The organism is Sphingobium sp. CFD-1 (assembly GCF_024611115.1).
GTDB lineage: Bacteria > Pseudomonadota > Alphaproteobacteria > Sphingomonadales > Sphingomonadaceae > Sphingobium > Sphingobium baderi_A.
Window position 1 is genome coordinate 3,445,350 of the sequence record NZ_CP084398.1, and the last position, 23,842, is coordinate 3,469,191.

Annotated in this window: 20 protein-coding genes; 10 read left to right on the forward strand and 10 right to left on the reverse strand. The window is 65.4% G+C overall.

Going from position 1 to position 23,842, the window contains the following annotated elements; translation table 11 throughout:
• The first annotated feature begins 122 nt into the window (after window positions 1–122).
• Window positions 123–842: a 2OG-Fe(II) oxygenase family protein gene (locus LDB26_RS17320; protein ID WP_257539351.1), complete on the forward strand. Its 720-nt coding sequence runs from the start codon at window positions 123–125 to the stop codon at window positions 840–842.
• Window positions 843–897: 55 nt separating this feature from the next.
• Here LDB26_RS17320 and LDB26_RS17325 read toward each other — a convergent pair whose 3' ends face one another.
• Window positions 898–3,837: a TonB-dependent receptor domain-containing protein gene (locus tag LDB26_RS17325; protein WP_257539352.1), complete on the reverse strand. Its 2,940-nt coding sequence runs from the start codon at window positions 3,835–3,837 to the stop codon at window positions 898–900.
• Window positions 3,838–4,119: 282 nt separating this feature from the next.
• Between LDB26_RS17325 and LDB26_RS17330 the strand changes: the two genes are divergently transcribed.
• Window positions 4,120–4,764 carry a hypothetical protein gene (locus LDB26_RS17330; RefSeq protein ID WP_257539354.1) on the forward strand — a complete coding sequence of 215 codons (645 nt, stop codon included), beginning with the start codon at window positions 4,120–4,122 and terminating at the stop codon, window positions 4,762–4,764.
• A gap of 6 nt (window positions 4,765–4,770) precedes the next feature.
• Here the strand turns inward: LDB26_RS17330 and LDB26_RS17335 are convergent, their stop codons facing one another.
• The 3 genes from LDB26_RS17335 to xseA are packed head-to-tail and all read right to left on the reverse strand — an operon-like array spanning window position 4,771 to window position 7,356.
• Window positions 4,771–5,622, reverse strand: a complete 852-nt coding sequence (locus LDB26_RS17335; protein ID WP_257539356.1) for a M23 family metallopeptidase — start codon at window positions 5,620–5,622, stop codon at window positions 4,771–4,773.
• Window positions 5,619–5,831, reverse strand: a complete 213-nt coding sequence (locus LDB26_RS17340) for a DUF2093 domain-containing protein (RefSeq protein WP_062062114.1) — start codon at window positions 5,829–5,831, stop codon at window positions 5,619–5,621. The genes LDB26_RS17335 and LDB26_RS17340 overlap by 4 nt, the downstream gene beginning before the upstream one ends.
• A 31-nt stretch (window positions 5,832–5,862) precedes the next feature.
• Window positions 5,863–7,356: an exodeoxyribonuclease VII large subunit gene (gene xseA / locus LDB26_RS17345; RefSeq protein ID WP_257542180.1), complete on the reverse strand. Its 1,494-nt coding sequence runs from the start codon at window positions 7,354–7,356 to the stop codon at window positions 5,863–5,865.
• Between the two features lie 7 nt (window positions 7,357–7,363).
• On the opposite strand from xseA, the gene purD reads away from it, so the two are divergent.
• Window positions 7,364–8,647 (forward strand): phosphoribosylamine--glycine ligase, encoded by a 1,284-nt coding sequence (purD, locus tag LDB26_RS17350; RefSeq protein ID WP_257539358.1) that lies wholly within the window; start codon window positions 7,364–7,366, stop codon window positions 8,645–8,647.
• A gap of 67 nt (window positions 8,648–8,714) precedes the next feature.
• Entirely contained in the window at window positions 8,715–9,278 is a 564-nt protein-coding gene (locus tag LDB26_RS17355; RefSeq protein WP_257539360.1) for a hypothetical protein, read from the forward strand.
• 4 nt (window positions 9,279–9,282) lie between these two features.
• Here LDB26_RS17355 and LDB26_RS17360 read toward each other — a convergent pair whose 3' ends face one another.
• Genes LDB26_RS17360 through mutY form a run of 4 tightly spaced genes read right to left on the reverse strand, consistent with a single transcriptional unit; the run spans window position 9,283 to window position 13,447 of the window.
• Window positions 9,283–10,089 carry a 3'(2'),5'-bisphosphate nucleotidase CysQ gene (locus LDB26_RS17360; RefSeq protein WP_257539361.1) on the reverse strand — a complete coding sequence of 269 codons (807 nt, stop codon included), beginning with the start codon at window positions 10,087–10,089 and terminating at the stop codon, window positions 9,283–9,285.
• A complete protein-coding gene (locus tag LDB26_RS17365) occupies window positions 10,076–11,422 on the reverse strand; it encodes a TldD/PmbA family protein (RefSeq protein ID WP_257539362.1) in 1,347 nt (448 codons plus the stop codon). Before LDB26_RS17365 ends, LDB26_RS17360 begins: the two co-directional genes overlap by 14 nt.
• A gap of 44 nt (window positions 11,423–11,466) precedes the next feature.
• Window positions 11,467–12,384, reverse strand: coding sequence for an NAD(+) diphosphatase (nudC, locus tag LDB26_RS17370; RefSeq protein WP_257539363.1), 918 nt, complete (start codon window positions 12,382–12,384; stop codon window positions 11,467–11,469).
• On the reverse strand, window positions 12,371–13,447 hold the full coding sequence (gene mutY, locus LDB26_RS17375) for an A/G-specific adenine glycosylase (protein WP_257539364.1): 1,077 nt from the start codon (window positions 13,445–13,447) through the stop codon (window positions 12,371–12,373). Before mutY ends, nudC begins: the two co-directional genes overlap by 14 nt.
• A 26-nt stretch (window positions 13,448–13,473) precedes the next feature.
• Between mutY and LDB26_RS17380 the strand changes: the two genes are divergently transcribed.
• From LDB26_RS17380 to LDB26_RS17395, 4 genes are all read left to right on the forward strand, one after another.
• Window positions 13,474–14,016, forward strand: coding sequence for a DUF721 domain-containing protein (locus tag LDB26_RS17380; protein ID WP_257539365.1), 543 nt, complete (start codon window positions 13,474–13,476; stop codon window positions 14,014–14,016).
• Window positions 14,017–14,204: 188 nt separating this feature from the next.
• Window positions 14,205–14,873, forward strand: a complete 669-nt coding sequence (locus tag LDB26_RS17385; protein WP_257539366.1) for a DsbA family protein — start codon at window positions 14,205–14,207, stop codon at window positions 14,871–14,873.
• A gap of 51 nt (window positions 14,874–14,924) precedes the next feature.
• Complete coding sequence (locus LDB26_RS17390; RefSeq protein WP_062062134.1) at window positions 14,925–15,662, forward strand: thioredoxin domain-containing protein; 738 nt, start codon at window positions 14,925–14,927, stop codon at window positions 15,660–15,662.
• 65 nt (window positions 15,663–15,727) lie between these two features.
• A complete protein-coding gene (locus LDB26_RS17395; protein WP_257539368.1) occupies window positions 15,728–19,171 on the forward strand; it encodes a chromosome segregation SMC family protein in 3,444 nt (1,147 codons plus the stop codon).
• Between the two features lie 9 nt (window positions 19,172–19,180).
• Here LDB26_RS17395 and LDB26_RS17400 read toward each other — a convergent pair whose 3' ends face one another.
• Together LDB26_RS17400 and ubiA are read right to left on the reverse strand one after the other, a co-directional pair.
• Window positions 19,181–20,638: a phospholipase D-like domain-containing protein gene (locus LDB26_RS17400; RefSeq protein ID WP_257539370.1), complete on the reverse strand. Its 1,458-nt coding sequence runs from the start codon at window positions 20,636–20,638 to the stop codon at window positions 19,181–19,183.
• Entirely contained in the window at window positions 20,635–21,531 is an 897-nt protein-coding gene (gene ubiA / locus LDB26_RS17405; RefSeq protein WP_257539372.1) for a 4-hydroxybenzoate octaprenyltransferase, read from the reverse strand. The genes LDB26_RS17400 and ubiA overlap by 4 nt, the downstream gene beginning before the upstream one ends.
• An 87-nt stretch (window positions 21,532–21,618) precedes the next feature.
• On the opposite strand from ubiA, the gene LDB26_RS17410 reads away from it, so the two are divergent.
• Entirely contained in the window at window positions 21,619–22,365 is a 747-nt protein-coding gene (locus LDB26_RS17410; protein ID WP_257539373.1) for a 16S rRNA (uracil(1498)-N(3))-methyltransferase, read from the forward strand.
• Window positions 22,366–22,465: 100 nt separating this feature from the next.
• On the forward strand, window positions 22,466–23,839 hold the full coding sequence (locus LDB26_RS17415) for a glutamate--cysteine ligase (RefSeq protein WP_062062148.1): 1,374 nt from the start codon (window positions 22,466–22,468) through the stop codon (window positions 23,837–23,839).
• Window positions 23,840–23,842: the final 3 nt, after the last annotated feature.

A 23,842-nucleotide genomic window follows, 5' to 3' on the forward strand; every position in this document is an offset into this window, starting at 1 on the left:
TGTCGTAGTTATAATTATATAAAAATGATTTATTTAAATTACACCTAGTGTAAATAATATAGATTATATTCCTATCTATTATGTTATTTATATTAATATAATACTATATAGGTAAGATTATCATGAATATATCCTATAAGATAAATTCAAATCTTAATTTAGATATAATAAAAGATACCTATAAGGCATCTGGACGAGTTAGAATTTCAGATTTTCTCGATTCTTCCTTTGCTGAAGCATTATTATCTGCTCTCGTGCAACGTGCCGACTGGATGCAAGTCATCAATTCCGGTGACAGGATATTTGAGCTGTCCCGAGAATTGAGGCGATCCTTTGACGACGATAGAAACAAAAATCTCGAGGAAGCAATCAAGAATAGCGCCCGGTACGGGTTCCAATATCGCTATGAAACCATCCGTGTTCCTGATGATATAGGTCAAAGAAACCCGGAGGATATCCTGCATTTTTTCGTCAATTTCATGAATTCCCGGCCTGTTATCGAATTCATGCGCGAAATCACGGGCGATGAAGAGGTTGACTTTGTGGATGCACAAGCCACGGCTTATGGATCAGGCGATTTCCTGTCGCGTCATAACGACGCCATCGACGGCAAGCATAGACGCGCGGCCTATGTTCTTGGCCTCACTCGATCATGGCGATTTGAATGGGGCGGCCTGCTCATGTTTCATGAAGGAGAAACCGCCTCCGCCTGGCTGCCGACCTTCAACGGCCTGAGTCTGTTTTCCGTTCCTCAAGACCACAGTGTAAGTCTGGTGACGTCCTTTGCCGATCAACGCCGCTATTCAGTCACCGGCTGGCTAAGGTCGTTCCACGAGAAATAAATAAGGGGCAGAGTTCCCACTCCGCCCCTTATTCCCAATATAGACTGGACGCGGATCAGAAGCGAAGCTTCGCCGAGATCGAGAGATAGCGTCCCAGGACATCATAAGTGCTAGGCAGTGTGTTGGACTGCTCGCCGTTACCGCCGGTCTGCTGGCTGATAACGAAGGGCGGACGCTTGTCGAACAGGTTCGACACAGTGCCGGTGAGGCTGAAATTATCCGTGATGTCGGCCGCGAGGGCCAAATCGAAATAATTGAAAGCCTTGATCTTTTCCACCGCATAGATGGTGTTCGGATCATCATCGCGCACGCCGCCCGTGTAACGCCATTGCACCGAAGTCGTTATCTTACCGAAGTCGAGAGTAGTGCGGAGAGAATGGCGCCACTTCGGAATCGGCTGGCCCGACGGCACCGAAGTGCTGCACGCCACGCCGAACTTGCCGACGCATTCATTGACGATCGGCACGCCAACGACGGGCGTGAAGTCATATTTGAAAACGCGCGTGCCGTTGAAGTTCAGCGACAGTTTCGGTTCATCGCCGGCAATCGTGAACGGCAGCGGCGTGGTGTAGCCCAACGAGATATCCAGACCGTCGGTCTTGAGGCCACCCGAATTCTGGTTCTGGTCGACGATCCGTTCCACCTGACCGAGCGAGTTACGCGAAATTAGGTCACAGAAGGACTGAATGCCCTGGTCAAAACAGCCCGCAAAGATATTGCCTTGGCCATAAGGGCTGATGAAACCCGTGATCTTGATCTTGTAATAGTCAACCGTCGCGCTGAAACCGGGCAACAGGCCGGGCGTCAAGACCGCACCGATGGTAAAGGTCTTCGACTTTTCTTCGCGCAGATCCGCATTACCCGACTGGAACGATGGCGGATTCACCAGGTTCGAGTCGTTGGTGTTCGGATCGCCCACATATTGGGCGGGCACGCCATTGGCGATACAGGCCTGACCCAATGCGCTGGTCGGCGTCACACCGGCATTGCCGCACGGATCGCTCTGGCCGTCAAAGCTGACGGTCTGCCCCAGATACAGCTCGTTGACGCTGGGACCACGGATTGCCCGCTGGAACTGGCCACGGAAGCCGATGCCCTTGACAACTTCAAGCTGCGCGCCTGCCGCCCAGGTGAACACATTGCCCGGCGCGTTGGAATAATGCGTGAAACGCGCCGCGCCGTTGACTTCAAACCGCTTCACGAAGGTGTCGGCCAGAAGCGGAACATTCACTTCGCCGAAGAATTCGCGAACACTGTAGCCACCCGATGTGGGCGCGCCAGGATTGAAGCCGCCGACATTGCCCGATGCCAGGAAGGTGTCGGGCGTGGTGCTGCCCCGTTCCGAACGCCATTCCGCGCCGAGCGCGACGCCGACGCCGCCTGCGCCGAGATCGAACAGGCTGGAGTTGGTGAAGGCGACGCTGGCAACCTGGGTCGTGTATTCCTCCAGATTGGTCGCGCCAATGCCGAGATAAGCGGCCGCGTCGGAGGAAAGATTACCCGTGCCGAAGAGATTCGCCGGGACGCAGCCCGCCTGACGCGCATCGGCCGAAGAGCAGACAAGCGTGCCCCCATTGGGCTCACCCGCGAACGGGAAGGGCGAGATGTTACCGGCCGAATCCTGGAAAGCGGTACGAGTCGCAGCCAGGAAATTGGTCAGAGCAACATTGCCCGTCTGACGCTGGGAATTCTTGGTCCGGGCATACATGTAGTAGCCGTCATAGGACCAGCCCGCTCCCAGGTCGCCTTCCGCACCGACGACGATCCGGAAAGCGCTGCGATCATCCTGATTGAGGCGGCCGCCCAGGCCCAAGGTGCGGAAACCATAGGCCGGGACGCTGACATAGCCATCGCCATCCGTATCAAGACCGTTCAATGCAGCCTGAAGTTCAGGCGAGAAGTAGGGCGAATTCGCCTGGATGTCGAAAGCGCCCAGCGACCCTGCGTTCACGCCGGTGCCAAAGGGGGTGGAGTTGCCCAGCGGCGTCGCGGCAAGCAGGTTGTCAACGCGATTGTTGACATATTGCGCTTCCATATAGGGCTTGAAGATGCTGCTCACCTCATATTGCGCGCGCGCGGAGATGAGGAAGCGTTCCTGCGGAACCTGCAGATAGTTCGCGGGATTGGTGTTATAGGCGTTGGCCGATGAGTCATATGCACTCGGGCTGCCATCCGGGTTGAAGAAGATTGCACTGTTCGGAAGTCCCAGCGCGGCATTCAGGCCGGGAACCTGGATACGACCCTCAGGGATCGAACCGGAACCGCCGGGGCTGAAAGTGCCGTCCTGGTTATCGTTGAAACTGTCACGCGACCAGCTACGTTTGCTGGCGAAGATCGCCTTGCGCTTGTAATAATCGAGCGAAAGCGTGACGTTACCGCGGTTGTCATCGAAATTGGCGCCGATGGTGCCATTGATGTCCCAACGCGCGCCATCGCCACGGCTGCTGAGCTCGTATGTCGAATTGAGTTCGATGCCTTCAAAGTCGCGCTTCAGGACGAAGTTGACGACACCGGCGATCGCGTCCGACCCGTAAACAGCCGAGCGGCCACCCGTCACCACGTCCACGCGCTCAATCAGCGCCTGCGGAATGGTGTTGAGGTCGACGACCTGATTGACGTCATAGGACATGTAGCGGCGGCCATTGACCAGCACCAGCGTACGCGAAGTGCCAAGGCCGCGAAGGTCGACGGTCGCGATGCCGCCGCCGGGATTGTTCGACGTGCCCGTCGACGAACCCATGACCTGTGGCAGATCGTTGAGGACGCTCTCGACGTTGGTCTGGCCCTTAAGCGCAAACTGCTCGGCCGACACCACCGCAATGGGGCTAGCCTGGTCGAGGTCCGGCCGCGCGATACGCGAACCGGTAACGATGATAGTGGCTTCGCCTTCGTCGGCGGCCCCGCCCTGTGCAAATGCAGCAGCAGGAAGCATCGCGCCCACAATGAATGGCGCGACACCGGCGCGCAGAAGCGCGGTTTTCGAAAGTTTCTTCACGGTCCAGTCCCTTGCTCTGGAGTGAAGGCAGTTTCCTGCCCCCATTATGGTCCTAAGGAGAGATATGCCCGACAGCGTTCCCCTTGTGGATTGGCGGAAATTGCGCGGGACTGGGGTCATCTGTAAAGCGCGCTCACAGCGCGCGCACTGCTTTTACAGCGGGCTGTATCATAAATGCAACAAACTGGCGCCGGGGTAAAAATCGGGGAAAGCAATATTATTACAACGTTCCCAGGTGACCATATTCATTGCTGCAGACGACGGAGTTTTGCTTGACCGATTATGCCATTTCCATGGTTTTTCGGGCTCTTTGACACCTCTCTTGACGCAGGGAGCTTCGGGTGCTTGCTAGCTCTGGCATTTGCCGGGAAGCGATGGAGAAAGCCGTTGACCAAAACATCACACGTCCTTGTTCTTGCCATCGCCTTCGGCCTGGCGTTGCAAAATGCACGCGCTGCGCCCCCTCAACAGCCTCGTCCCGAAATCTTCACCGACCTGCTGAAATGCCGCGACATTGCAATGGATTCACAACGACTCGCTTGTTTTGATCGGCAGGTCGCCGATATGCAGGCGGCATCGGATCGCGATGAAGTCGTGATTTTGGACAAGGCTGAATTGCACAAAACGCGGCGGACGCTTTTTGGCTTTTCCTTTCCCAAACTGCCTTTCCTTGACGGCGACGACGATGCGAAAAAGGAAGAAGAAGGGTTTTCCCGTATCCAGACCACCATCGCCTCGGTCAAAAATCTTGGTTATGGGAAATGGCAGATCCAGTTGGAGGACGGCGCACAATGGATGACGACGGAACCCATCATCCGCCGCACTCCGAAAGCGGGCATGACGATAGAAATCCGCCGCGCCAGCATGGGCAGCTTCATGGGCAAGATCGAAGATGATCGCGCCGTGCGGATGAAGCGCGTCGGCTGAGTCGTTTCATTCTGCCGACGGCATCGCCCCCGCCAGCAACAGCGGGTCGATCCGGGCGTCGTTCCACTTCATGCTCCAGTGGAGATGCGGGCCGGTGGCGCGGCCCGTCGCGCCGATCGCGCCGATGCGTTGCCCTTGGGACACATGCTGTCCGGGACTCACGTCGATCCGCGACAGGTGCAGGAAGGCGCTGTTGAGGCCGTGGCCGTGGTCGATCATCAGCAGATTGCCCTCCAGCGTGAAGGGCCTGTCCGCCGCGAGGATCACCACGCCGTCGGCCGGGGCGACGACAGGCTCCCCCGTCGCGCCCGCCACGTCCACGCCGCTGTGATAGGCGCCGGGCGTGCCCTGATAGATGCGTTGCGCGCCGAACAGGCCGGAGATACGGCCCCGGCGCGGCCAGATGAACGTCTGCCGCCAGCCCTGCGCTTCCGTGATCGTGGCGCGGGCGGCGGCGATGCGGTCAAGTTCAGGCTTGCGGATCGCCATGAAGGCTTCCGTGCTTTTCGTGGGACGCATGGGGGCGTTGATGCGCTCCAGACGCCATGCGCGCGGCGCGATGGTGAGCGGGCGCTCCATGACGCGGCCATCGGCGAGGCGCGCGGTGAGGCGTGCCTGCGGGCCTGCGTCGCGATCGAAGGCGATGAGGAAGCGGCCATCGCGCTCGACGGGGACGGGCTGGCCGTTCAAGCGCAGATCGACCGTTGCCGATGGGGCAGTGCCGAGCATCACCCCGCCCTGCGTCATTTCGCCCGACAAGCGGAAATCGTAAGCGGCGACGGCAACGGACGGAGCAGGCGCGGACGGCGCTGCGACCGCGGTCAACGCCAACGCCGCGGCCGCCAGGAAGAACTTCATCCTTCGCCGCGGGCTTTCAGTTCGGCGCGGGCGGAGACTTCGGCGCTGGCATAGGGTTCCTGCCGCGATATGCTCCAGTAACGCAGATTTTCGAGCGCGATCTTCTGCCCGGTCACCGCGCAGATTACATGATCGCCCGCCTGCAACACGCGGAAGCTGTAGGGCATATAATGCAGCCGGGCGGCGCGGTCGCGGTTGGACATCAGCATTTCAGGCGGCCTTTTACACGGGTCGGGGGCGTCAGGAAAACAGATCCTGTTGCCGGATTTCCTCTTCGCTACGCGATTTGCGGGACGGGCGGGACGGAATCGATATAGCCGCAGGGGCGGGCTTCTCAAGAGGCGGCGCGCCATCGACGGCGGCGTCCACCTCTCCATCGCGGAAATGGAGCGTGACCTGCCCGGCAGCGCGGGCGGCGGTCGTGTCGCGGATCAGGTGGCCGCCCGCCATGACGCGCGCGAACCCGCGCTGGAGCGGCCGGTCGGGATCGAGCGAGACGAACAGGCGCGAGAGGCGGTCGAAAGCGGTGGAACGCTCCGCCAGCGCGCGAGCGAGATAGTCGGGACGCAGCTTCAGGCGGTCCACCCGCTCCTTCGCGCGGCTCACATATTGCTGGAGCAGCGCGGGGCGAAGCGCCCCGCCTGCCTGGCTGAGATGCGTCCGGGCATCGGCAAGGCGGTGGCGCAGGCCGCTGGCGAGCGCGTCGGAAAGCTGGTCGAGCCGCTGCCGCTGGGGCGCGAGCAGCGTGTCGGGCGTGGGCATGAGCCGCGCCTGCATCTCCAGCCGCTCGCGCGCCTGCGCCGCACCGCGCCGGACGGCCCGGTCCATGCGGAGACCCTGTTCGCGCAGCATCGCCAACAGCTCGGCGCGGACCGGCACGGCCATTTCTGCAGCGGCGGTGGGCGTGGGCGCGCGCATGTCGGCGGCATAATCGCAAAGGGTGGTGTCGGTTTCGTGGCCGACGGCCGAGATGATCGGGATCGAACATTCCGCCACGGCGCGGACGACGATTTCCTCGTTGAAGCTCCACAGATCCTCGATGGAGCCGCCGCCGCGCGCGACGATGACGAGATCGGGTCGCGGCAGCGCGCCACCGGCGGGCATGGCGGAAAAGCCGCGCACGGCACGGGCCACCTGCGCCGCCGCGCCTTCGCCCTGCACCAGCACCGGCCAGAGCAGCACATCGGTCGGGCAGCGGTCCGACAGGCGGTGGAGGATGTCGCGGATGACGGCGCCGGTGGGCGAGGTCACGACGCCGATGGTGCGCGGCATGAAGGGCAAGGGACGTTTACGGTCGCGGTCGAACAGGCCCTCTCCCGCCAGTTTCGCCTTGAGCTTTTCGAGGAGCGCCATCAGCGCGCCCTCCCCGGCCAGTTCCATCCGGTCGATGACGATCTGATATTTGGAGCGGCCGGGATAGGTGGTGAGCCTGCCGGTGGCGATCACCTCCACCCCGTCCTGCGCGGCGAAGGCCAGGCGGGCGGCGCTGCCTTTCCACATGACGCCGTCGATGACGGCATTATCGTCCTTGAGCGCGAGATAGAGGTGGCCGGACGCCGCACGCTTGAAACCGGAAATCTCGCCGCGCAGGCGAACATGGCCGAAACGGTCCTCCACCGTGCGCTTGAGCAGCGAGGACAATTCGCTCACGGACAGCGGCGGCGCGTTGTCCCCCGCCCGTTCCTCCGCTAACAGGCGACCCGAACTGTCATAGGCATCGAAATCCGGGGACATGGGCGACATGAACATCCTTCTGCTTGGCGGCGGCGGCCGCGAACATGCGCTGGCATGGAAGCTGGCGCAATCGCCGCGCCTCAAAACATTGTATGCCGCGCCGGGCAATCCGGGCATAGCGCAGCACGCGCAATTGGTCGACCTCGACGCGAAGGATCATCGCGCGGTCGTCGATTTCTGCATCCGCCATTCCATCGGGCTGGTGGTGATCGGGCCGGAAGCGCCGCTGGTCGATGGCCTTGCCGACAATCTGCGCGCGACGGGGACGCCGGTGTTCGGGCCGGGCAAGAAGGCGGCGCAGCTGGAAGGCTCCAAGGGCTTCACCAAGGATCTGTGCAAGCGCGCGAATATCCTCACCGCCGCCTATGAACGCGTGACCAGCAAGGACGGCGCGATCGCGGCGCTGGACGATTTCGCGCTGCCGGTGGTCATCAAGGCCGATGGGCTGGCGGCGGGCAAGGGCGTCATCATCGCGGAGACGCGGGAGGAGGCGCTGGAGGCGCTGGACACCATGTTTTCCGGCGCGTTCGGCGCGGCGGGCGAGGAAGTGGTGCTGGAGGAATTTATGCGCGGGGAGGAAGCGAGCTTCTTTGCGTTGACGGACGGGAGCGCGATCCTGCCCTTCGGCTCCGCACAGGATCACAAGCGGGTGGGCGATGGCGACACCGGACCGAACACGGGCGGCATGGGCGCCTACAGCCCGGCGCGGGTGCTGACGGCGGAGCTGGAGCAGCAGGTGATGGAACGGATCATCCGGCCGACCGTGGAGACGCTGGCCGCCGAGGGGACGCCTTATTCGGGCGTGCTCTATGCCGGGCTGATGCTGACGGACGAAGGTCCGAAGCTGATCGAATATAATGCCCGGTTCGGCGATCCGGAATGTCAGGTGCTGATGATGCGCTTCGACGGCGATCTGGTGGAATTGCTGCTGGCGGTCGCGGACGGAACGCTGGCGGAGCAGGGGCCGGTGGAACTGGCGGATCGCACCGCGCTCACCATCGTCATGGCGGCGAATGGCTATCCGGGGACACCGGAAAAGGGCGGCGTCATCACCGGGATCGACGCGGCGCAGGCAGGCGGCGCGCGGGTTTTCCATGCAGGCACGGCGAAAAAGGACGGCGCGATCATCGCGGCGGGCGGCCGCGTGCTGAACGTCACGGCGACGGGGCAAAGCGTGCGCGAGGCGCAGAAAGCAGCCTATGCGGCGGTCGACGCGATCGACTTTCCGACCGGCTTTTGCCGCCGCGATATTGGCTGGCGGGAAGTCGCGCGGGAAGAAACCGTGGCCTGATTGCCCTTGTCCCACAGGCCAAGCTGCTCTTAAATAGGGTAAAGGGTAGGAATGGGAGACGGAAGGGATGCAGGAATTCTTCATTGACTATGGCCTGTGGCTGCTGATCGCGCTGCTGATCATTATCGGGATCGTTTTCCTGCTGTCGGGCAGGCAGAAGGCGGATCAGGCGGACGATGCCGCATCCACCGCGCCGGTCGAGCAGAAACCGGCGCCGCTGGCTTCAACGCCACCGCCTCCCGCGCCGAAGGCCGTGGCCGTGCCGGTGCCGATGGTGCCGGTGGATGTCGAAGCCATCATCCCAGCCGTGCCGGAAACCGAGCCCGTCGCCGCGCCGGTAGAAGCGCCGCCCGTCGTCCCGGTATCGCCCGCCGTCACCGCGCCGTCCGAAGGACCGGACGATCTGCTCAAGCTCAAGGGCGTGGGGCCGAAGCTCAACATGCTGCTGATCGAACTGGGGGTCACGCGCTTTGCCCAGATCGCGGCGTGGACCGATGCCGATCTCGCCGCGATCGACGCCAAGCTGGGTAATTTCAAGGGCCGTCCCGTGCGCGACCAGTGGATAGACCAGGCGAAATATCTCGCCGCCGGGGACGTTGCCGGGTTCGAGGCCAAATACGGCAAGATCTAACGCATCACGCTCTAGGGTTTGCTGCCAATATCTCCCGCGCACGCGGGGCCAGACGCTCTGTCGCCGCCGCGTGGATGCCAGGCGCGGTGCAGAGCAGGCCGAAAGCGGCGGGCCGGGGCTGGTTATAGAATAAAGGCGCGCCCAGCGCATCGGTGACGATCGCGCCGGCTTCCTGCGCGATAAGGCCAGCGGCCGCTATATCCCATTCATTGCCCCATCGCACGGTGGCGACAAGGTCCGCTTCATCCGCCGCGACCATCGCCATACGCAGCGCGATGCTGTTGGGCTTTTCCACCGTCGCAAGATCGCGGTCGATGCGGGGAAGCTGATCGGCGGGCACGCGCGCGCCCGCCAGCATCGTGCGCGATCCAGCGTGCAGGCGGACGCCGTTGCGAGTCGCCCCCTGCCCTGCCTGCGCGACCCACAATTCATTGCGCGCGGGTGCGGCGAGCACCCCGGCGCGCACCGCGCCATCCTCCACCAGGGCGACGGAAACCGCCCAGCCGCGCCGCCCGCGCAGATAGTCGCGGGTGCCGTCGATCGGATCGACGACCCAGACGCGCGATTGGCCAAGCCGATGGACGGTGTCGGCGGTCTCCTCCGACAGCCAGCCCGCCGAAGGATCGAGCGCGGAGAGATTCGCGCGCAGCATGGCGTCGAGTTCGATATCGGCTTCGCAGACGGGCTGGCCGGGCGTCTTTTCCCACTGGCGCACCTGCGTGTTACCGCCGGCCCATAGCGCCAACGCCCGGTCGGCCGCTTGGGACACGACCGACACCAGCGCGCCTATGTCTGGTTCACCCCCCGGCAACGGTCATCCCGTCGACGCGCAGGGTGGGCACGTTAATGGCGTAGCGGTAGCTGAGGTCGCTTGCCGGCGTCAGGGCGCGGAACATATCCTTCAAATTGCCCGCGATGGTGATCTCCGACACCGCCTGCGTCACCGCGCCATTTTCGATGAGGAAGCCCGCAGCGCCCCGGCTATAGTCGCCGGTCACGCCGTTGACGCCCATGCCGATCAGTTCGGTGACGTAAAGGCCGCGCTTCACGTCCGCCATCAGGTCGCCGGGGGAAATGGCGCCCGGTTCCATATGGACGTTGGAGACGCCCGCGCCCGGCGCGCCGCTGCCGCCCCGGCTGGCATGGCCGGTCGGTTCGAGGCCGAGCTGCCGGGCCGAAGCGCTGTCGAGCAGCCAGCCGGTCAGGACGCCCGCGTCGATCAGCGCGCGGCGCGCGACGGGAAGCCCCTCCCCATCGAAGGGCCGCGACCGCAGGCCGCGCTGGCGCAGCGGATCGTCGATGATGGTGACGGCCGAATCGAACAATGCCTCGCCCAGGCTGTCGAGCAGGAAGCTGGACCGGCGGGCGATGGCCGGACCGACGATGCCGCCGATCAGGTGCCCGACAAGGCTGGACCCCACGCGGGGATCGAAGATGATGGGCAGCATGCCGCTTTCGATACGGACGGGGTTGAGGCGGGCGACGGCGCGATGACCCGCGCGCTGGCCGACTTCCTCCGCATGGTCGAGATCTTCGAGATGGCGGGCGCTGTGGCTGGCATGGTCGCGCTGCATGTCCGCGCCGGTGCCCGCGAGCACGCTGGCCCAGGTGGAATGGCTGGTGCCCGCATAGGCCCCCGCAAAGCCATGGCTGGTGGCAAGCGCCATCTGGCTGCGCCCATTGGCAGCGCCGCCGCCTTCGCTGTTGGTGATGCCGGGGATGGTGCGGGCCGCTTCTTCCACGACCAGCGCGCGTTCGCGCAGGGCGGCAGGTTCCGGCTCCTCCTCATCGACGAGATCGAGATGGGGCAGGCGCTTGCGGAGCAGGCGGTCTTCGGGGGCGAGACCGGCATAGGGGTCGTCGGGCGCTTCGCGGGCCATGGCGATGCAGCGTTCGACCAGGGTTTCGAGCGTCGCGGGGTTCATGTCCGACCCGGAAATGCTGGCGGAACGCTGGCCCACGAAGACACGCAGGCCGATTTCCTCGCCTTCCGAGCGTTCCACATCCTCCAGTTCGCCCAGACGCACCGACACGGTGGTCGATGCGTTGCAGGCATAGATGGCGTCCGCCGCATCCGCGCCCGCCCGGCGCGCGGCCGTCACCAGATCCTGCGCGCGCGACTGGGCTTCTTCGAGGCTGAGCATGGAGGAGAGACGATCCTGAAAAGATGGAAAACAGGTTTCGGCCCTTACGCGCTTGCCCGCGTGGGCGCAACGTGCGCGAGCCAGTGATCGAGCAGATGCCAGGCGACCGCCATCGGCGGCGGGGTCAGAAACGGCGCGTCGGGCCGCCCTTCCAGAGCGGCGCGGACCTGATCGGCGTCGCACCAGATGGCGTCCTCTATCTCCGTCTGGTCGAGCGTCAGTGCATCGTCATCGGCCTGCGCCATGCAGGCGATCATCAGGGTCGAGGGGAAGGGCCAGGGCTGGCTCATGACATAGCGGATCGAATGGACGGTGACGCCCGCTTCTTCCTTGAGTTCGCGGGCGACCGCTTCCTCGATCGTTTCGCCCGGTTCAAGGAACCCGGCGAGCGCGGAATAATGGCGCGGGGGCCAGCGATGCTGGCGACCGACAAGGACGCGGCCGCGATGTTCGGCCAGCATGATGACGACCGGATCGACGCGGGGGAAATGTTCGGTATCGCAACCCTTGCACTGACGCGCCCAGCCGCCCTTGTGCGGCACGGTAGGCGAACCGCAGGCCGCGCAAAAACGGTGGCGGGCATGCCAGTCGACCAGGCTGCGCGCGCCGGCATAAAGCGCGGCCTGATCGGGGGAGACTTCGTTCACGACGGCGCGGCTGCGGGCCGAAGGCGTGAAGCTGCCAGCCGCCCGGTCGATCAGGCGCGCGAAAATCGGTATGCGGGCGGGATCGACGCCGAGCAGGACATAATCCTCCATCACGGCGCCGGGAGGCAGCGGTTCCATGGCGAGCGCGCCGTCCACGACCACAGGATCGAGGCCGTCCAGCAGCACGCAAAGAGCCGCGGGGTCGGCGAAGGTTTTGGCCAGCAGCGCGGGATTGGAGCGAATTTCGTCGACGCGGTCCAGCCTGCTGCCGACATAGCCGGGCAGCGGCTTTTCCGAGGCTTCAGAGCCATGCATCCTGGGTCGTCTCCTTGATCGCCGCATCGGCCGCGCGGCGGAAAAGCGTGGGGAGGCCAGCCTGCTCCAGCGTGCCCAGCGGCCACCATTCACCCTGCCCCGGCGGAACGCAATCCCCGTTCACACGAGCGACATGCACCATGAGGTCAAGCGAGAAATGGGTAAAGACATGGGTGACGGGATCGGCAAGGGCGCTCCAGCGGGCGGGAAACGGCGGTGTGGCAGCGGGCGCGGCCGCGCTCCAGTCCGAGGACGGCAAGGCGCGCATCCCGCCGAGCAGGCCTTTGTCCGGGCGGCGGACCAGCCAGACATGGCCGTCCGCCCGCTCAATCCACCAAACATGGCCATGGCGATGGGGTCTGGCCTTTTTCGCGGCCTTGACCGGGAAGGCGGCGGGATCGGCGGTGAGGAAGGCCGCGCAATCCTCCCGCAAGGGGCAAACGCCGCAGGCGGGGTTGCGGGGCGTGCAGATGGTTGCGCCCAGGTCCATCATCGCCTGTGCGAAATCGCCTGCGCGAGCGTCCGGCGTGATTCTGTCGGCGGCGGCGCGGATTTCGGACCGGGCAGCAGGGAGCGGCGTGGCGATGGCGAAGAGGCGGGCGACGACGCGCTCGACATTGGCGTCCACCACCACGGCACGGCGGCGGAAGGCGATGGCGGCGACGGCGGCGGCGGTATAGGCCCCCACCCCCGGCAAGGCGCGCAGCCCTTCCTCCGTATCGGGGAAGGTTCCGCCATGATCGCGGGCGACGGCGCGAGCGCAGGCGAGCAGGTTGCGAGCGCGGGCATAATAGCCAAGGCCCGCCCATGCGGCCATCACCTCCGCATCGTCCGCTGCCGCCAGATCGGCAACGGTCGGCCATCGATCGGTAAAGCGAGCGAAATAGGGAGCGACGGCGGCCACGGTCGTCTGTTGCAGCATGACTTCCGACAGCCAGACGCGATAGGGATCGGCGGCTTCGTTCGATCCGGGCGGCGCGCGCCATGGCAGGCGGCGAGCGTGGACGTCATAATGCGCGAGGAGGTCTTTCGCGATTTTCCTGTTGCTGCTCTCGACGCGCATGGCGGCGCTATGCCATTAAGCGAGCCATGACGGAACGTCCCGCAGCACCCAAAGCGAAGAATCGCGCCGAAGCGGCGGCGGAACGTCCACGCGTGGGCGGCCCGCGGCAGATCGCGGACCTGATGCCTGACATCGGGCGGGCGGCTTTCCGCAAGTTCGGTTTCGTGCAGTCGAGCGTCGTCACCCGCTGGGCGGAGATCGTGGGGCCGCATTATGCGGATATTTCCGTCCCCGAATCGATTCGCTTCCCGGTGGGGCAGAAAGCGGGCGGGACGCTGCAACTGACGGTCATGAGCGGCCATGCGCCGATGATGCAGCATGTGATGCCCGACATCATCGAACGGGTGAACCGCTTCTTCGGCTATAATGCCGTCGCGAAGGTCGCGATGAAGCAGGGGCAGGTGCGGCCCGCCAAGCCGGAACGCCGCCCGCCGCCGCGCAACCTGAAGCCCCTGCCGATGGAACTGGGCGATTCGCTGCGGGACATTGGCGACCCGGAATTGCGCGCGGTGCTCGAATCGCTGGCGCAGGGGATTGCCAATACGAGCGGTTTGCCCAAGATCAGCTAGAATATGCCCCTATTCAGCTTGGAACGGGCTGCAAATCGGCGCTTTTTGCGCTCCCGGTGCTCACATGCTGCAAGCACGCCGCGCGCCGGTTCCCAAAATCCCCTATTTTCGCCACGCCCTAAACGGAATATCCAGATATTCCAATCATTCCGCCTCCGTTCAGGAGGCATGGCGTTATGGACATAATCATGAACAAGATTCGTCTGCTTGCCCTTGGCCTGCTCGCTATTCCCGCCGCGGCCCTCGCTGCGCCCAATTGGGTCGGCCATGTCGCGCTGTCGCCCATTGGCGGGCATGTGCTGGGCAATCCCGCCGCGCCCACGAAGCTGGTCGAATATGTGAGCTACACATGCAGCCACTGCGCGCATTTCGTGGCGGAAGCCAGCCAGCCGCTGCGCGAACGCTATGTGAAGGGCGGCAAGTTCAGCGTCGAAGTCCGCAACGCCGTGCGCGACAAATATGATCTGGCGGCCGCTTTGCTGGCGCGATGCGGCGGGGCGAAACGCTTTTTCGGCAATCATGAGGCGCTGTTCGCCAATCAGGACGCATGGATGGACAAGCTGACCGTCTATGACAAGAATGGCGCGGCCAGGCCCGCCGACCAGAAGGCCGCGCTGCGCGAGATCGGGCAGAAGACCGGCCTCTATGACCTGATGAACAAGCGCGGCTTCACCAATGCCCAGCTTGACGGGTGCATCAACGATCCCGCTTCGATGAAGCAGGTGCTGGCGATGACCGACGAGGCATGGAACAAGGTGAAGATCAGCGGCACGCCGTCCTTCACCATCAACGGCGCGCTGGTGCAAGGGTCGGACTGGATGCGCTTACAGGCTGCATTGCCCGACGCGCCGCAGTGATCTAGACCTGCATAGGTAACAACATTCACTCACAACGGAGCCGATCGTCCCGTGAAAGCCCTGCATGGCATTGCCCTTATCGCCCTTTCCCTGACGCTGGCCGCCTGTGGCGGAAAGACGGATGAAAGCGCCAAGCCCACCGGCGAACCGATCGCCGCCGTCGCCGCGCCCGCCGGAACAAGCTGGGCCGACACCGTCAACGAAACGCCTGACGGCTATTTCGTCATGGGCAACCCGGACGCCAAGCTGAAGCTGGTGGAATATGGATCGTTCACCTGTTCGCACTGCCGCGACTTTTCCGCCGAGGCGTCGGAGGAAATCCGCAACATCGTGAACACCGGCAAGATGAGCTACGAGTTCCGCACCTTCGTGCGCGATCCCATCGACATTTCGACGGCCCTGTTGGCGGCGTGTGGCGGCAAGGACGTATTCTACCCGCTGTCGGAGCAGTTCTTCGCCAATCAGAATGCGATGTTCGAAAAGGCGCAGGCGCTGGGCGACGACAAATATCAGCAGTTGATGAGCGCGCCGCCGCAACAGCGTTTCGGCCAGTTGGCGGGCGCCCTTGGGCTGGTGGACTTCGCCAAGCAGCGCGGCATTTCGGAAGATCAGGCGAAACAGTGCCTTGCCAACACCGCTGCGGCCGAAAAGCTGGCCAAGGGCGTGCAGGCCGCCAATGAGCAATATAAGATCGAGGGAACCCCCAGCTTCCTCATCAACGGCGTTCTGGTGGACAATGTGGCGAATTGGGCATCGTTGCAGCCCAAGCTGAAAGAAGCGGGGATCTGATTGACGGCGGGGGGGCTTCCTTCTTCACGGCCTGACCGGGCGGCGCGCCGCCCCGGAGGCTGGTCGTGCAGATAAAGCGCCTCAAGCTGTCCGGCTTCAAGAGCTTCGTCGACGCAACGGAGCTGCGGATCGAGCCGGGCCTGACCGGCATCGTCGGCCCCAATGGCTGCGGCAAGTCCAACCTGCTGGAAGCGATCCGCTGGGTCATGGGCGAATCCAGTGCCAAGTCGATGCGCGGCGGCGGCATGGAGGATGTGATCTTCGCGGGCACCGCCAGCCGCCCGCAGCGCGATTTCGCCGAAGTGTCGCTGCTGACCGTGCAGGAACAGGGCGAGCTTTTTTCCGCCGTCGATGTGGGGGCGGACGGCGAACTGGAAGTCACCCGCCGGATCGAACGGGGGGCGGGCAGCGCCTATCGCGCCAATGGGCGCGACGTGCGGGCCAAGGACATCGCCCTCATCTTCGCCGATGCCGCCACCGGGGCGCATAGTCCCGCGCTGGTGAGCCAGGGGCGCATCGCCGCCGTCATCGCCGCGCGCCCGCAGGAACGCCGGGCCATGCTGGAGGAAGCGGCGGGGATCGCGGGCCTGCATGTGCGGCGCAAGGATGCCGAACAGAAGCTGCGCGCCGCCGAGGGCAACCTGACCCGGCTGGACGAGATATTGGCGGACATGGAGAGCCGCGCGGGCAGCCTGCGGCGGCAGGCCAAGGCGGCGGAACGCTATATCCGGCTGTCGGAACAGATCCGCGTGGCCGAGGCGCGGGTGATTTTCGCCCGCTGGCGCGAGGCGAGCGCGAGCGCCGACGCGGCGCGGACCGAGGCGAAGCAGGCGGAAGGCGCGGTCGTGGCGGCGCATGAAGCGCAGATAGCGGCGGCGGCCCACGCGCAGGCCGCGGTGGAGGCTCTGGCGGAACGGCGTTCCGCCGCGCAGGCGGCGCGCGATGCGGCCAATGAGGCGGGGCACAGGCTCAACGCGCTCAAGAGCGAGCGGGACGGTGTGGTGCGGCGGATGCACGACCTTGCCACGCAGGCGCGGCAGTTGGAGGAAGATCGCGAGCGCGAGGGGACGCTGGCCCATGACGCGGCGGAGGCGATGGCGCGGCTGACCGAGGAAGTCGCGACGCTCAAGGCGCGTATTGCCGGGACGGAAGCGATCATCCCCGACTTTGCAGCCCGGATCGGCAAAGCGGAGGACGCGGCGCGCGACGCCGAAGTGGAATTGGCAAGGGCGATGGCCAAACAGGCGGGCGAGCAAGCTGAACTGCGCGTGGCCGAGGCAGCCCTGGCGGCGGCGCAGGGGCGGCTGGACCGGGCAGAACGCGAGGTAACGAAGCTGGAAGCAGAGGTCGATGCCCTGCCCGACGCCGCGCCGCTGGAAGCGAAGCGCGCCGAGGCGCTGGCCGCGCAGGAACAGGCCGGGCGGGATCGCGATGCCGCCGAAGCTGTGATTGCGGGGGCCGATGCGGAGCGGCAGGCGGCGAGCGAGGCGCGAGCGGAGGCGGATACCGCCTTGTCATCCACGCGGGCCGCTTTGGCGGCGCTGGATAGCGAGGCGGCGGCGCTGAGGCGTGCGGTGGAGAGCGGCGCGGGCGGGAAAAGCCGGGCGCTGGATCGGCTGAAGGCCGCGCCGGGTTATGAACATGCGCTGGCGGCGGCGCTGGGCGACGATCTGGAAGCGCCGATCGGGACGGAGGGGCCGCGATTCTGGGGCGGGGCCGCCCCGGCCGCAGGTGATCCTGCCATGCCGGAGGGATGCACGCCGCTTGCCGGTCATGTGACCGCGCCGCCGGAACTGGCGCGGCGGCTGGCGCAGGTCGCCGTGGCGGAGCGTGACGCGGGGCAGGCGCTGGCCGTGGGGCAGAGGCTGGTGACGCGGGACGGAAAGCTGCGGCGCTGGGACGGCTATGTCGCGACGCAGGGCGGCGCGGCGGCGGCGGAGCGGCTGATCCGGCTCAACCGGCTGGACGCGATTGCGGCGGTCCGCCCGGCAGCGGACAGGGCTGTCGAGGCGGCGCGGGCGGCGCAGGGCGACGCGCAGGCGCGCGAGCAGGCGGCGGCGCTGGCGCTGGCGTCCGGGCGGGCGGCTCTGAGCGAGGCGGAGCAGCGGTTGCGGACAGCCCTGCGCGCGGCGGACGAGACCGGGACGGCGCTGGAAAGGCTGGCCGGGCGGCGTGAAGGCATTGAGGAGCGGCTGACGGTCGCGCGGCGGGATCGCGATGCGGCGGCGCAGGAACGGCAAACGGCGCAGGCGGCGCGGGCCGCCATGCCCGATGGCGGGGAAACCCACGCTCTGGTCGCCAGCCTGTCGCAGGCGAGCGAAAAGGCGCGGGCCGCGGTCAGCCAGTTGCAGGCCGACCGGGCGTTGGCCGACAGGGCGCTGAGCGGCGACCGCGAACGCATGGCGGCGGCGGAGGCCGATGCGAAAAGCTGGCAATCCCGTGCGGGCGAGGCCGGGAAGCGCATCGCGGCGATGACGAAACGCGGCGAGGATGTGGCCGCCGAGCAGGCGCGGATGGCGCAGGAGCCGGAGCGGCTGGCAGACGCGATTGCCGCATTGACGGAGCAAGGCGCGGCGCTGACGGAGGCGTCCGACGCCGCGCGCAAGGCCGAGGCCGAGGCCGAGGCGACGCTGCGGACCGCCGAACGGCGGGCGAGCGAGGCCGGGGAAGCGCTGGCGGCGGCGCGGGAAGCGCGGGCCACGGCAGTGGCGCGGGCCGAGGCGGCGGACGAGCGGCGCATCGAGACCAACCGCCTGTCGGGCGAGCGGTTCGAATGTCCACCGCCGGTGCTGCCCGAGCGGCTGGGCTTTGCCAGCGCCGACATTCGCATCGCCCAGACCGAACAGGCCGAGCATGATCGCCTGTCCGCCGAGCGCGAGCGGATCGGGCCGGTCAATCTGGTCGCGGCGCAGGAACTGGAAGAGCTGGACGCCACGCAGGCGAAGAGCCGGGCCGAGAGCGAGGAACTGGCCCAGGCGATCCATCGCCTGCGCGGCTCCATCGGCAGCCTCAATCGCGAGGGGCGGCAAAGGCTGCTGGCCGCGTTCGAGGCGGTGGACGGGCATTTCCGGCAGCTTTTCACGACGCTGTTCAACGGCGGGCAGGCGCATCTGGAACTGATCGACAGCGACGATCCGCTGGAGGCGGGGCTGGAAATCATGGCGCAGCCGCCGGGCAAGAGGCTGTCCGCGCTGACGCTGCTGTCGGGCGGCGAGCAGGCGCTCACCGCCGTGGCGCTGATCTTCGGGCTGTTCCTCACCAATCCCGCGCCGATCTGCGTGCTGGACGAGGTGGACGCGCCGCTCGACGACGCCAATGTGGAGCGTTTCTGCGACATGCTGGACGCGATGGTGCGGCAGACGCGGACACGCTATCTGATCGTCACCCATAATGCCGTCACCATGGCGCGGATGCACCGGCTGTTCGGCGTGACCATGGTGGAGCGCGGCGTCAGCCGCCTGGTGTCGGTCAGCCTGGGCGGCGCGGAGGCTTTGCTGGCGGCGGAGTAGAGGCCCGCCTCAATCGCGGCGCACCCAATGTTCGATGCGGCGGAACAGGCCGCGCTGCGTGACCGGCTCGAACATCTCGTCGGGATTTTCCGGGTCCAGCACTTCATTGTCGGCCAGCCATTGCTGCACGTCGTTGAGATTGGGCGTTTCATAGGGACGCAGGGTGCGGCCCGCCTTGGTCCGCAATTCCTCTATCGCCGCGATCAGGCCGCGCTCGGCAATGAGGACGGAGACGCGCTCTTTCGGCAGGTCGAGATGCTCCGCGATAAGGTCGTCGCGGATGGCGGCGATCGTCGCCTGCTGACCGTCATTGGCGGGAAGCGCCGTGTCGATTGACATGTCGCATTCGGTGTCGAGGCCAAGCGAACGATTGTTCATGTTGGAGGAGCCGACGCGGATCAGGCGGTCGTCGGCGATCAGAATCTTGGCATGGACATAGATCGGCTCGCCACGCGCGGTGAAGGGATGATAGAGGCGCAGGCGATTGTAGGTATCGCGCGCCTTCAAAGCCTCGAACAGGCGGGCGCGGGCAGTGTCCATCGCCTGTTGTTCCAGCCAGCCGTCAGCCTGCTGCGGGTTGACGATGACGATTTCCGGGCCATCCGGATCGCCCAGCCGCGCCGCAAGGGCTTCGGCGATGCGGCGGGAAGCGAAATACTGGCTTTCGGCGTAGATGCAACGTCTGGCGGCCGCGATCTGGTTGACGTAGAGCCGTTCGATCTCCTTCACCGGCGGCTGGTCGTCCATTTCCGGCGCAGTGCGGGCGATGGCGACATCCACGTCACGGAACTGGACGGGAAGCGCGTCAGGCCAGCAATCGTCCACGCCCTCGACCGGCGGCAGGTCGTCGCCCCCCGCCCCTTTCCAGCGGGCGCGGCTGTGATCGCCCAGCGCGGCCGCCACCGGCCCCTTGAGCGCGGTCGTCGCATCGTGCCACGGGCCATAGGACGTGCCGTCGGGATGCCTGCGGCCCGGATCGTCGTCGCGATGGTGGCGCGTGTCCCAGCGGTCGGCGGTCATGTCGATGCCGCCGCAGAAAGCGAAGCAATCGTCGATCACCACGATCTTCTGATGATGGGACGCGCCGACCGGATGATGGCTGTCCAGCTTCACGGTGATGCGGGGATGCGCCATCCAGCGCAGCGTCGTCAGCAGGTTGGACGGGCGCAGCATCGACTTGAACGCGCCGGTGTCCCAGCGGAGCAGGTAGATTTCGAGGTCCGGCGTGCGCTCCACCAGCCAGCGGATGAAATCGCCGATGATGACAGGCGCGCCGTCCTTCGCATCCTCCTCGCGGATGAGGCTGATGCGGGCGTCGAAATCCCAGCCGATCAGCATGATCCGCTTCGTCGCTTTCAGCATCGCGGCGCGGGCGTGGCGGAAATAGGCGTCTGCGTCGATGATGACGCTGGCCTGGGTGGCTGGGGCGATGCGCCAGCAATCCTGGCCCTGGGTCGGGGCGCTCATGCGTTGCCGACCACGAGGCAGGCCAGGAACATGAGCAGTCCGGCGAAACGGTTGGAACGGAATTTGACGAGCGGGTCCGCGCCATCCTCCCTCAAGGTGCCGACCTGCCAGAGCAGATGCGCGGCCATGGGGAGGAGCGCGATGAGCGCCAGTAATTGCGGCCGGACCTGCCAGATGGCGGCGCTCCACAATGCGAGCGCGAGAAGATAGCAGAGCATCACCCCGCCCCGCACATGGCGGCCCATGGATAGCGCGCTGGAGCCTATGCCGATCAACGCGTCATCCTCCCGGTCCTGCAGCGCATAGATGGTGTCATAGCCCACGACCCAGAAAATGGTTCCGGCATAGAGCAGAAGGCCCGGCAGGGTGAGCGATCCCGCCACCTCGCTCCAGCCGACGAGCGCGGCCCAGGAAAAGACGAGGCCGAGCCATAGCTGCGGCCATCCGGTGATCCGCTTCATGAAGGGATAGGCCGCGACGAGGGCGAGCGAGGCCAGCGCCACGACCTGCGCGTAAAGGCGCAGTTGCAGCAGGACGGCGAGGCCGATGAGGCAAAGCGCGAGGAGCCAGACCCATGCGGCTTTCAGCGACACCGCGCCGCTCGCCAACGGACGCGCGGCGGTGCGGGCGACCTTCCGGTCGAGATCGCGGTCGACAATGTCGTTGAAGACGCAGCCCGCACCGCGCATGGCGATGCTGCCGATCAGCAGCCAGAGGATCAGCGGCCATTGCCGCGCGCCGCCGGCCAGAGCCACGCTCCACGCGCCCGGCCAGAACAGCAGCCACCAGCCGATCGGCCGGTCCAGCCGCGCCAGCAGCGCCAGCGCGCGCGGCAGGGCGGGCAGGCGCGCGACGAGGCCGCGGGCTTCGCTGTCGGGGACGATCTGTTCCACTTGCCGTTTCTCCGTTTGCGCGGCGCGTCTCGACTTCGCTCGACATGAGCGGCATTAGGGCGATGCCCGCGAAACGGAAAGACGCAAATGACCGCAACCCCCGCATGGCCGCCGCAAAGCGCGCCGCGCCTCTATGTCGAAACGCCGCTGGGCGAAGGGGTCGCCGTGCCGGTGGAGGGCAATGCGGCCCATTATCTGATCGGCGTGATGCGGGTGAAACCGGACGATGTGGTGCTGCTGTTCGACGGGCGATCGGGTGAATGGGCGGCGCGGGCGCGCGACATTCGCAAGCGCGATCTGGTGCTGGTCTGCGAGACGCGGACCAGGCCGCTGGAGCAGGTGCCCGATTTCTGGCTGTGCTGCGCGCCGATCAAGAAGGGACGCATCGACCTGATCGCCGAAAAAGCGTGCGAGCTGGGCGCGGCGAAGCTGCAACCGGTGCTGACGCGGCGGGCGGTGGTGGACAGGCTGAACCTCGACCGGCTGCGCGCGCATCTGGTGGAGGCGGCGGAGCAATGCGGGCGGACGGCGCTACCGGAGCTTGGGGAGATGGTGAAGCTGGACGCGCTGCTGCGCGACTGGCCGGATGATCGCTGGCTGTTCTTCGCGGACGAGACGGGCGGCGCGCCTTTGGAGCAGGCTTTGCGGGCGCATCCCGGGCCGGCCGCTTTCCTGATCGGGCCGGAGGGCGGATTCGATCCTTCGGAGCGGGACGCCATCCGGGCCGCGCCCCGGTCCATCGCCGTCTCGCTTGGCCCGCGCATCCTGCGCGCGGAGACGGCCGCCATCGCCGCGACATCGGCGTGGATGGCGCTGAATGGGGATTGGCAATAGTTTCATTCCGCAATGGGATTGAAGCCCTTGCGCGCGCGCCCTATCTGTCGCGCTCGCGCTCGCTGTTTGACGCGCGTGGGGGAAGCATTAAGGGCGGGGGATGAGCACCAGAACCGACTCAGGGGGAAATGATCCCGTCATCGAAAGCCGCGATCAGCTGATCGCGGCCTTTGCCAAGGGCGAAAAGCCCAAGGATCGCTGGCGGATCGGCACCGAACATGAGAAATTCGTCTATTCGGCGAAGGATCATCATGCCCCATCCTACGAAGAAAAAGGCGGCATCCACACGCTGCTGATCGGCCTTACCCGCTATGACTGGCAGCCGGTGTTCGAGGGTGAGAATATCATCGCCCTGTCCGGCCCCGACGGCACGATCAGCCTGGAACCGGCGGGACAGTTGGAGCTTTCCGGCGCGCCGCTCGAAAATCTGCACCAGACCTGCGCCGAAACGGGCCGCCATCTGGAACAGGTCAAATATGTGGGCGACATGCTGGGCCTGGGCTTCCTGGGCCTTGGCATGTGGCCGGACAAGACGCGCGACGCGCTGCCGATCATGCCCAAGGGGCGCTATGGCATCATGCTGCGCCACATGCCGCGCGTGGGGTCGATGGGCCTCGACATGATGCTGCGGACCTGCACGATCCAGACCAACCTCGACTATGGCAGCGAAGCGGACATGGCGCAGAAATTCCGCGTGTCGCTGGCGCTGCAACCGCTGGCGACGGCGCTGTTCGCCAATTCGCCCTTCACCGAAGGGAAACCCAACGGATATCTTTCCTATCGCAGCCATATCTGGTCGGACACCGACCCCGGCCGCACGGGCATGTTGCCCTTCGTGTTCGAGGACGGCTTCGGCTATGAGCGTTATGCGGACTATGCGCTCGATGTGCCGATGTATTTCGTTTACCGCGACGGCCGGTATATCGACGCGGCGGGGCAAAGTTTCCGCGATTTCCTTGCGGGCAAGCTCCCTGCCCTGCCCGGCGAAAAGCCGACCGAGAAGGATTGGGAGGATCACCTATCCACCGCCTTCCCCGAAGTGCGGATGAAAAGCTTTCTGGAGATGCGCGGCGCGGATGGCGGGCCGTGGAATCGTATTTGCGCGCTGCCTGCTCTGTGGGTCGGGCTGCTCTACGATCAAGGGGCGCTCGATGCGGCATGGGATCTGGTCAAGGACTGGACCATGGAGGAGCGGCAGGTGCTGCGCGATTCCGTGCCCAAGCTGGGCCTCGACGCGCCGATCGCAGGCGGGCGCAAGCTGCGCGACATTGCGGGGCAGGTGCTGGACATTGCGCGGAGCGGGCTGGCGGCGCGCGGGCGGCTCAACGCGGCGGGCGACAATGAAACAGGCTATCTGTCCGCGCTGGACGAGATCGTGGCTTCAGGCCGCACCCATGCCGAACGGCTGCTGGAACGCTATCATGGCGAGTGGGGCGGCGACATCAGCCGCATCTATGCCGAAGAAAGCTTCTGACGA

What these genes read in the sequence shown, in the direction of transcription:
- LDB26_RS17320 (WP_257539351.1), top strand. Translation starts at nt 123, where the DNA reads ATGAATATATCCTATAAGATAAATTCAAATCTTAATTTAGATATAATA.
- LDB26_RS17330 (WP_257539354.1), top strand. Translation starts at nt 4,120, where the DNA reads ATGCCATTTCCATGGTTTTTCGGGCTCTTTGACACCTCTCTTGACGCA.
- LDB26_RS17335 (WP_257539356.1), bottom strand. Translation starts at nt 5,622, where the DNA reads ATGAAGTTCTTCCTGGCGGCCGCGGCGTTGGCGTTGACCGCGGTCGCA.
- LDB26_RS17340 (WP_062062114.1), bottom strand. Translation starts at nt 5,831, where the DNA reads ATGCTGATGTCCAACCGCGACCGCGCCGCCCGGCTGCATTATATGCCC.
- xseA (WP_257542180.1), bottom strand. Translation starts at nt 7,356, where the DNA reads ATGTCCCCGGATTTCGATGCCTATGACAGTTCGGGTCGCCTGTTAGCG.
- purD (WP_257539358.1), top strand. Translation starts at nt 7,364, where the DNA reads ATGAACATCCTTCTGCTTGGCGGCGGCGGCCGCGAACATGCGCTGGCA.
- LDB26_RS17355 (WP_257539360.1), top strand. Translation starts at nt 8,715, where the DNA reads ATGCAGGAATTCTTCATTGACTATGGCCTGTGGCTGCTGATCGCGCTG.
- LDB26_RS17365 (WP_257539362.1), bottom strand. Translation starts at nt 11,422, where the DNA reads ATGCTCAGCCTCGAAGAAGCCCAGTCGCGCGCGCAGGATCTGGTGACG.
- nudC (WP_257539363.1), bottom strand. Translation starts at nt 12,384, where the DNA reads ATGCATGGCTCTGAAGCCTCGGAAAAGCCGCTGCCCGGCTATGTCGGC.
- mutY (WP_257539364.1), bottom strand. Translation starts at nt 13,447, where the DNA reads ATGCGCGTCGAGAGCAGCAACAGGAAAATCGCGAAAGACCTCCTCGCG.
- LDB26_RS17380 (WP_257539365.1), top strand. Translation starts at nt 13,474, where the DNA reads ATGACGGAACGTCCCGCAGCACCCAAAGCGAAGAATCGCGCCGAAGCG.
- LDB26_RS17385 (WP_257539366.1), top strand. Translation starts at nt 14,205, where the DNA reads ATGAACAAGATTCGTCTGCTTGCCCTTGGCCTGCTCGCTATTCCCGCC.
- LDB26_RS17400 (WP_257539370.1), bottom strand. Translation starts at nt 20,638, where the DNA reads ATGAGCGCCCCGACCCAGGGCCAGGATTGCTGGCGCATCGCCCCAGCC.
- LDB26_RS17410 (WP_257539373.1), top strand. Translation starts at nt 21,619, where the DNA reads ATGACCGCAACCCCCGCATGGCCGCCGCAAAGCGCGCCGCGCCTCTAT.
- LDB26_RS17415 (WP_062062148.1), top strand. Translation starts at nt 22,466, where the DNA reads ATGAGCACCAGAACCGACTCAGGGGGAAATGATCCCGTCATCGAAAGC.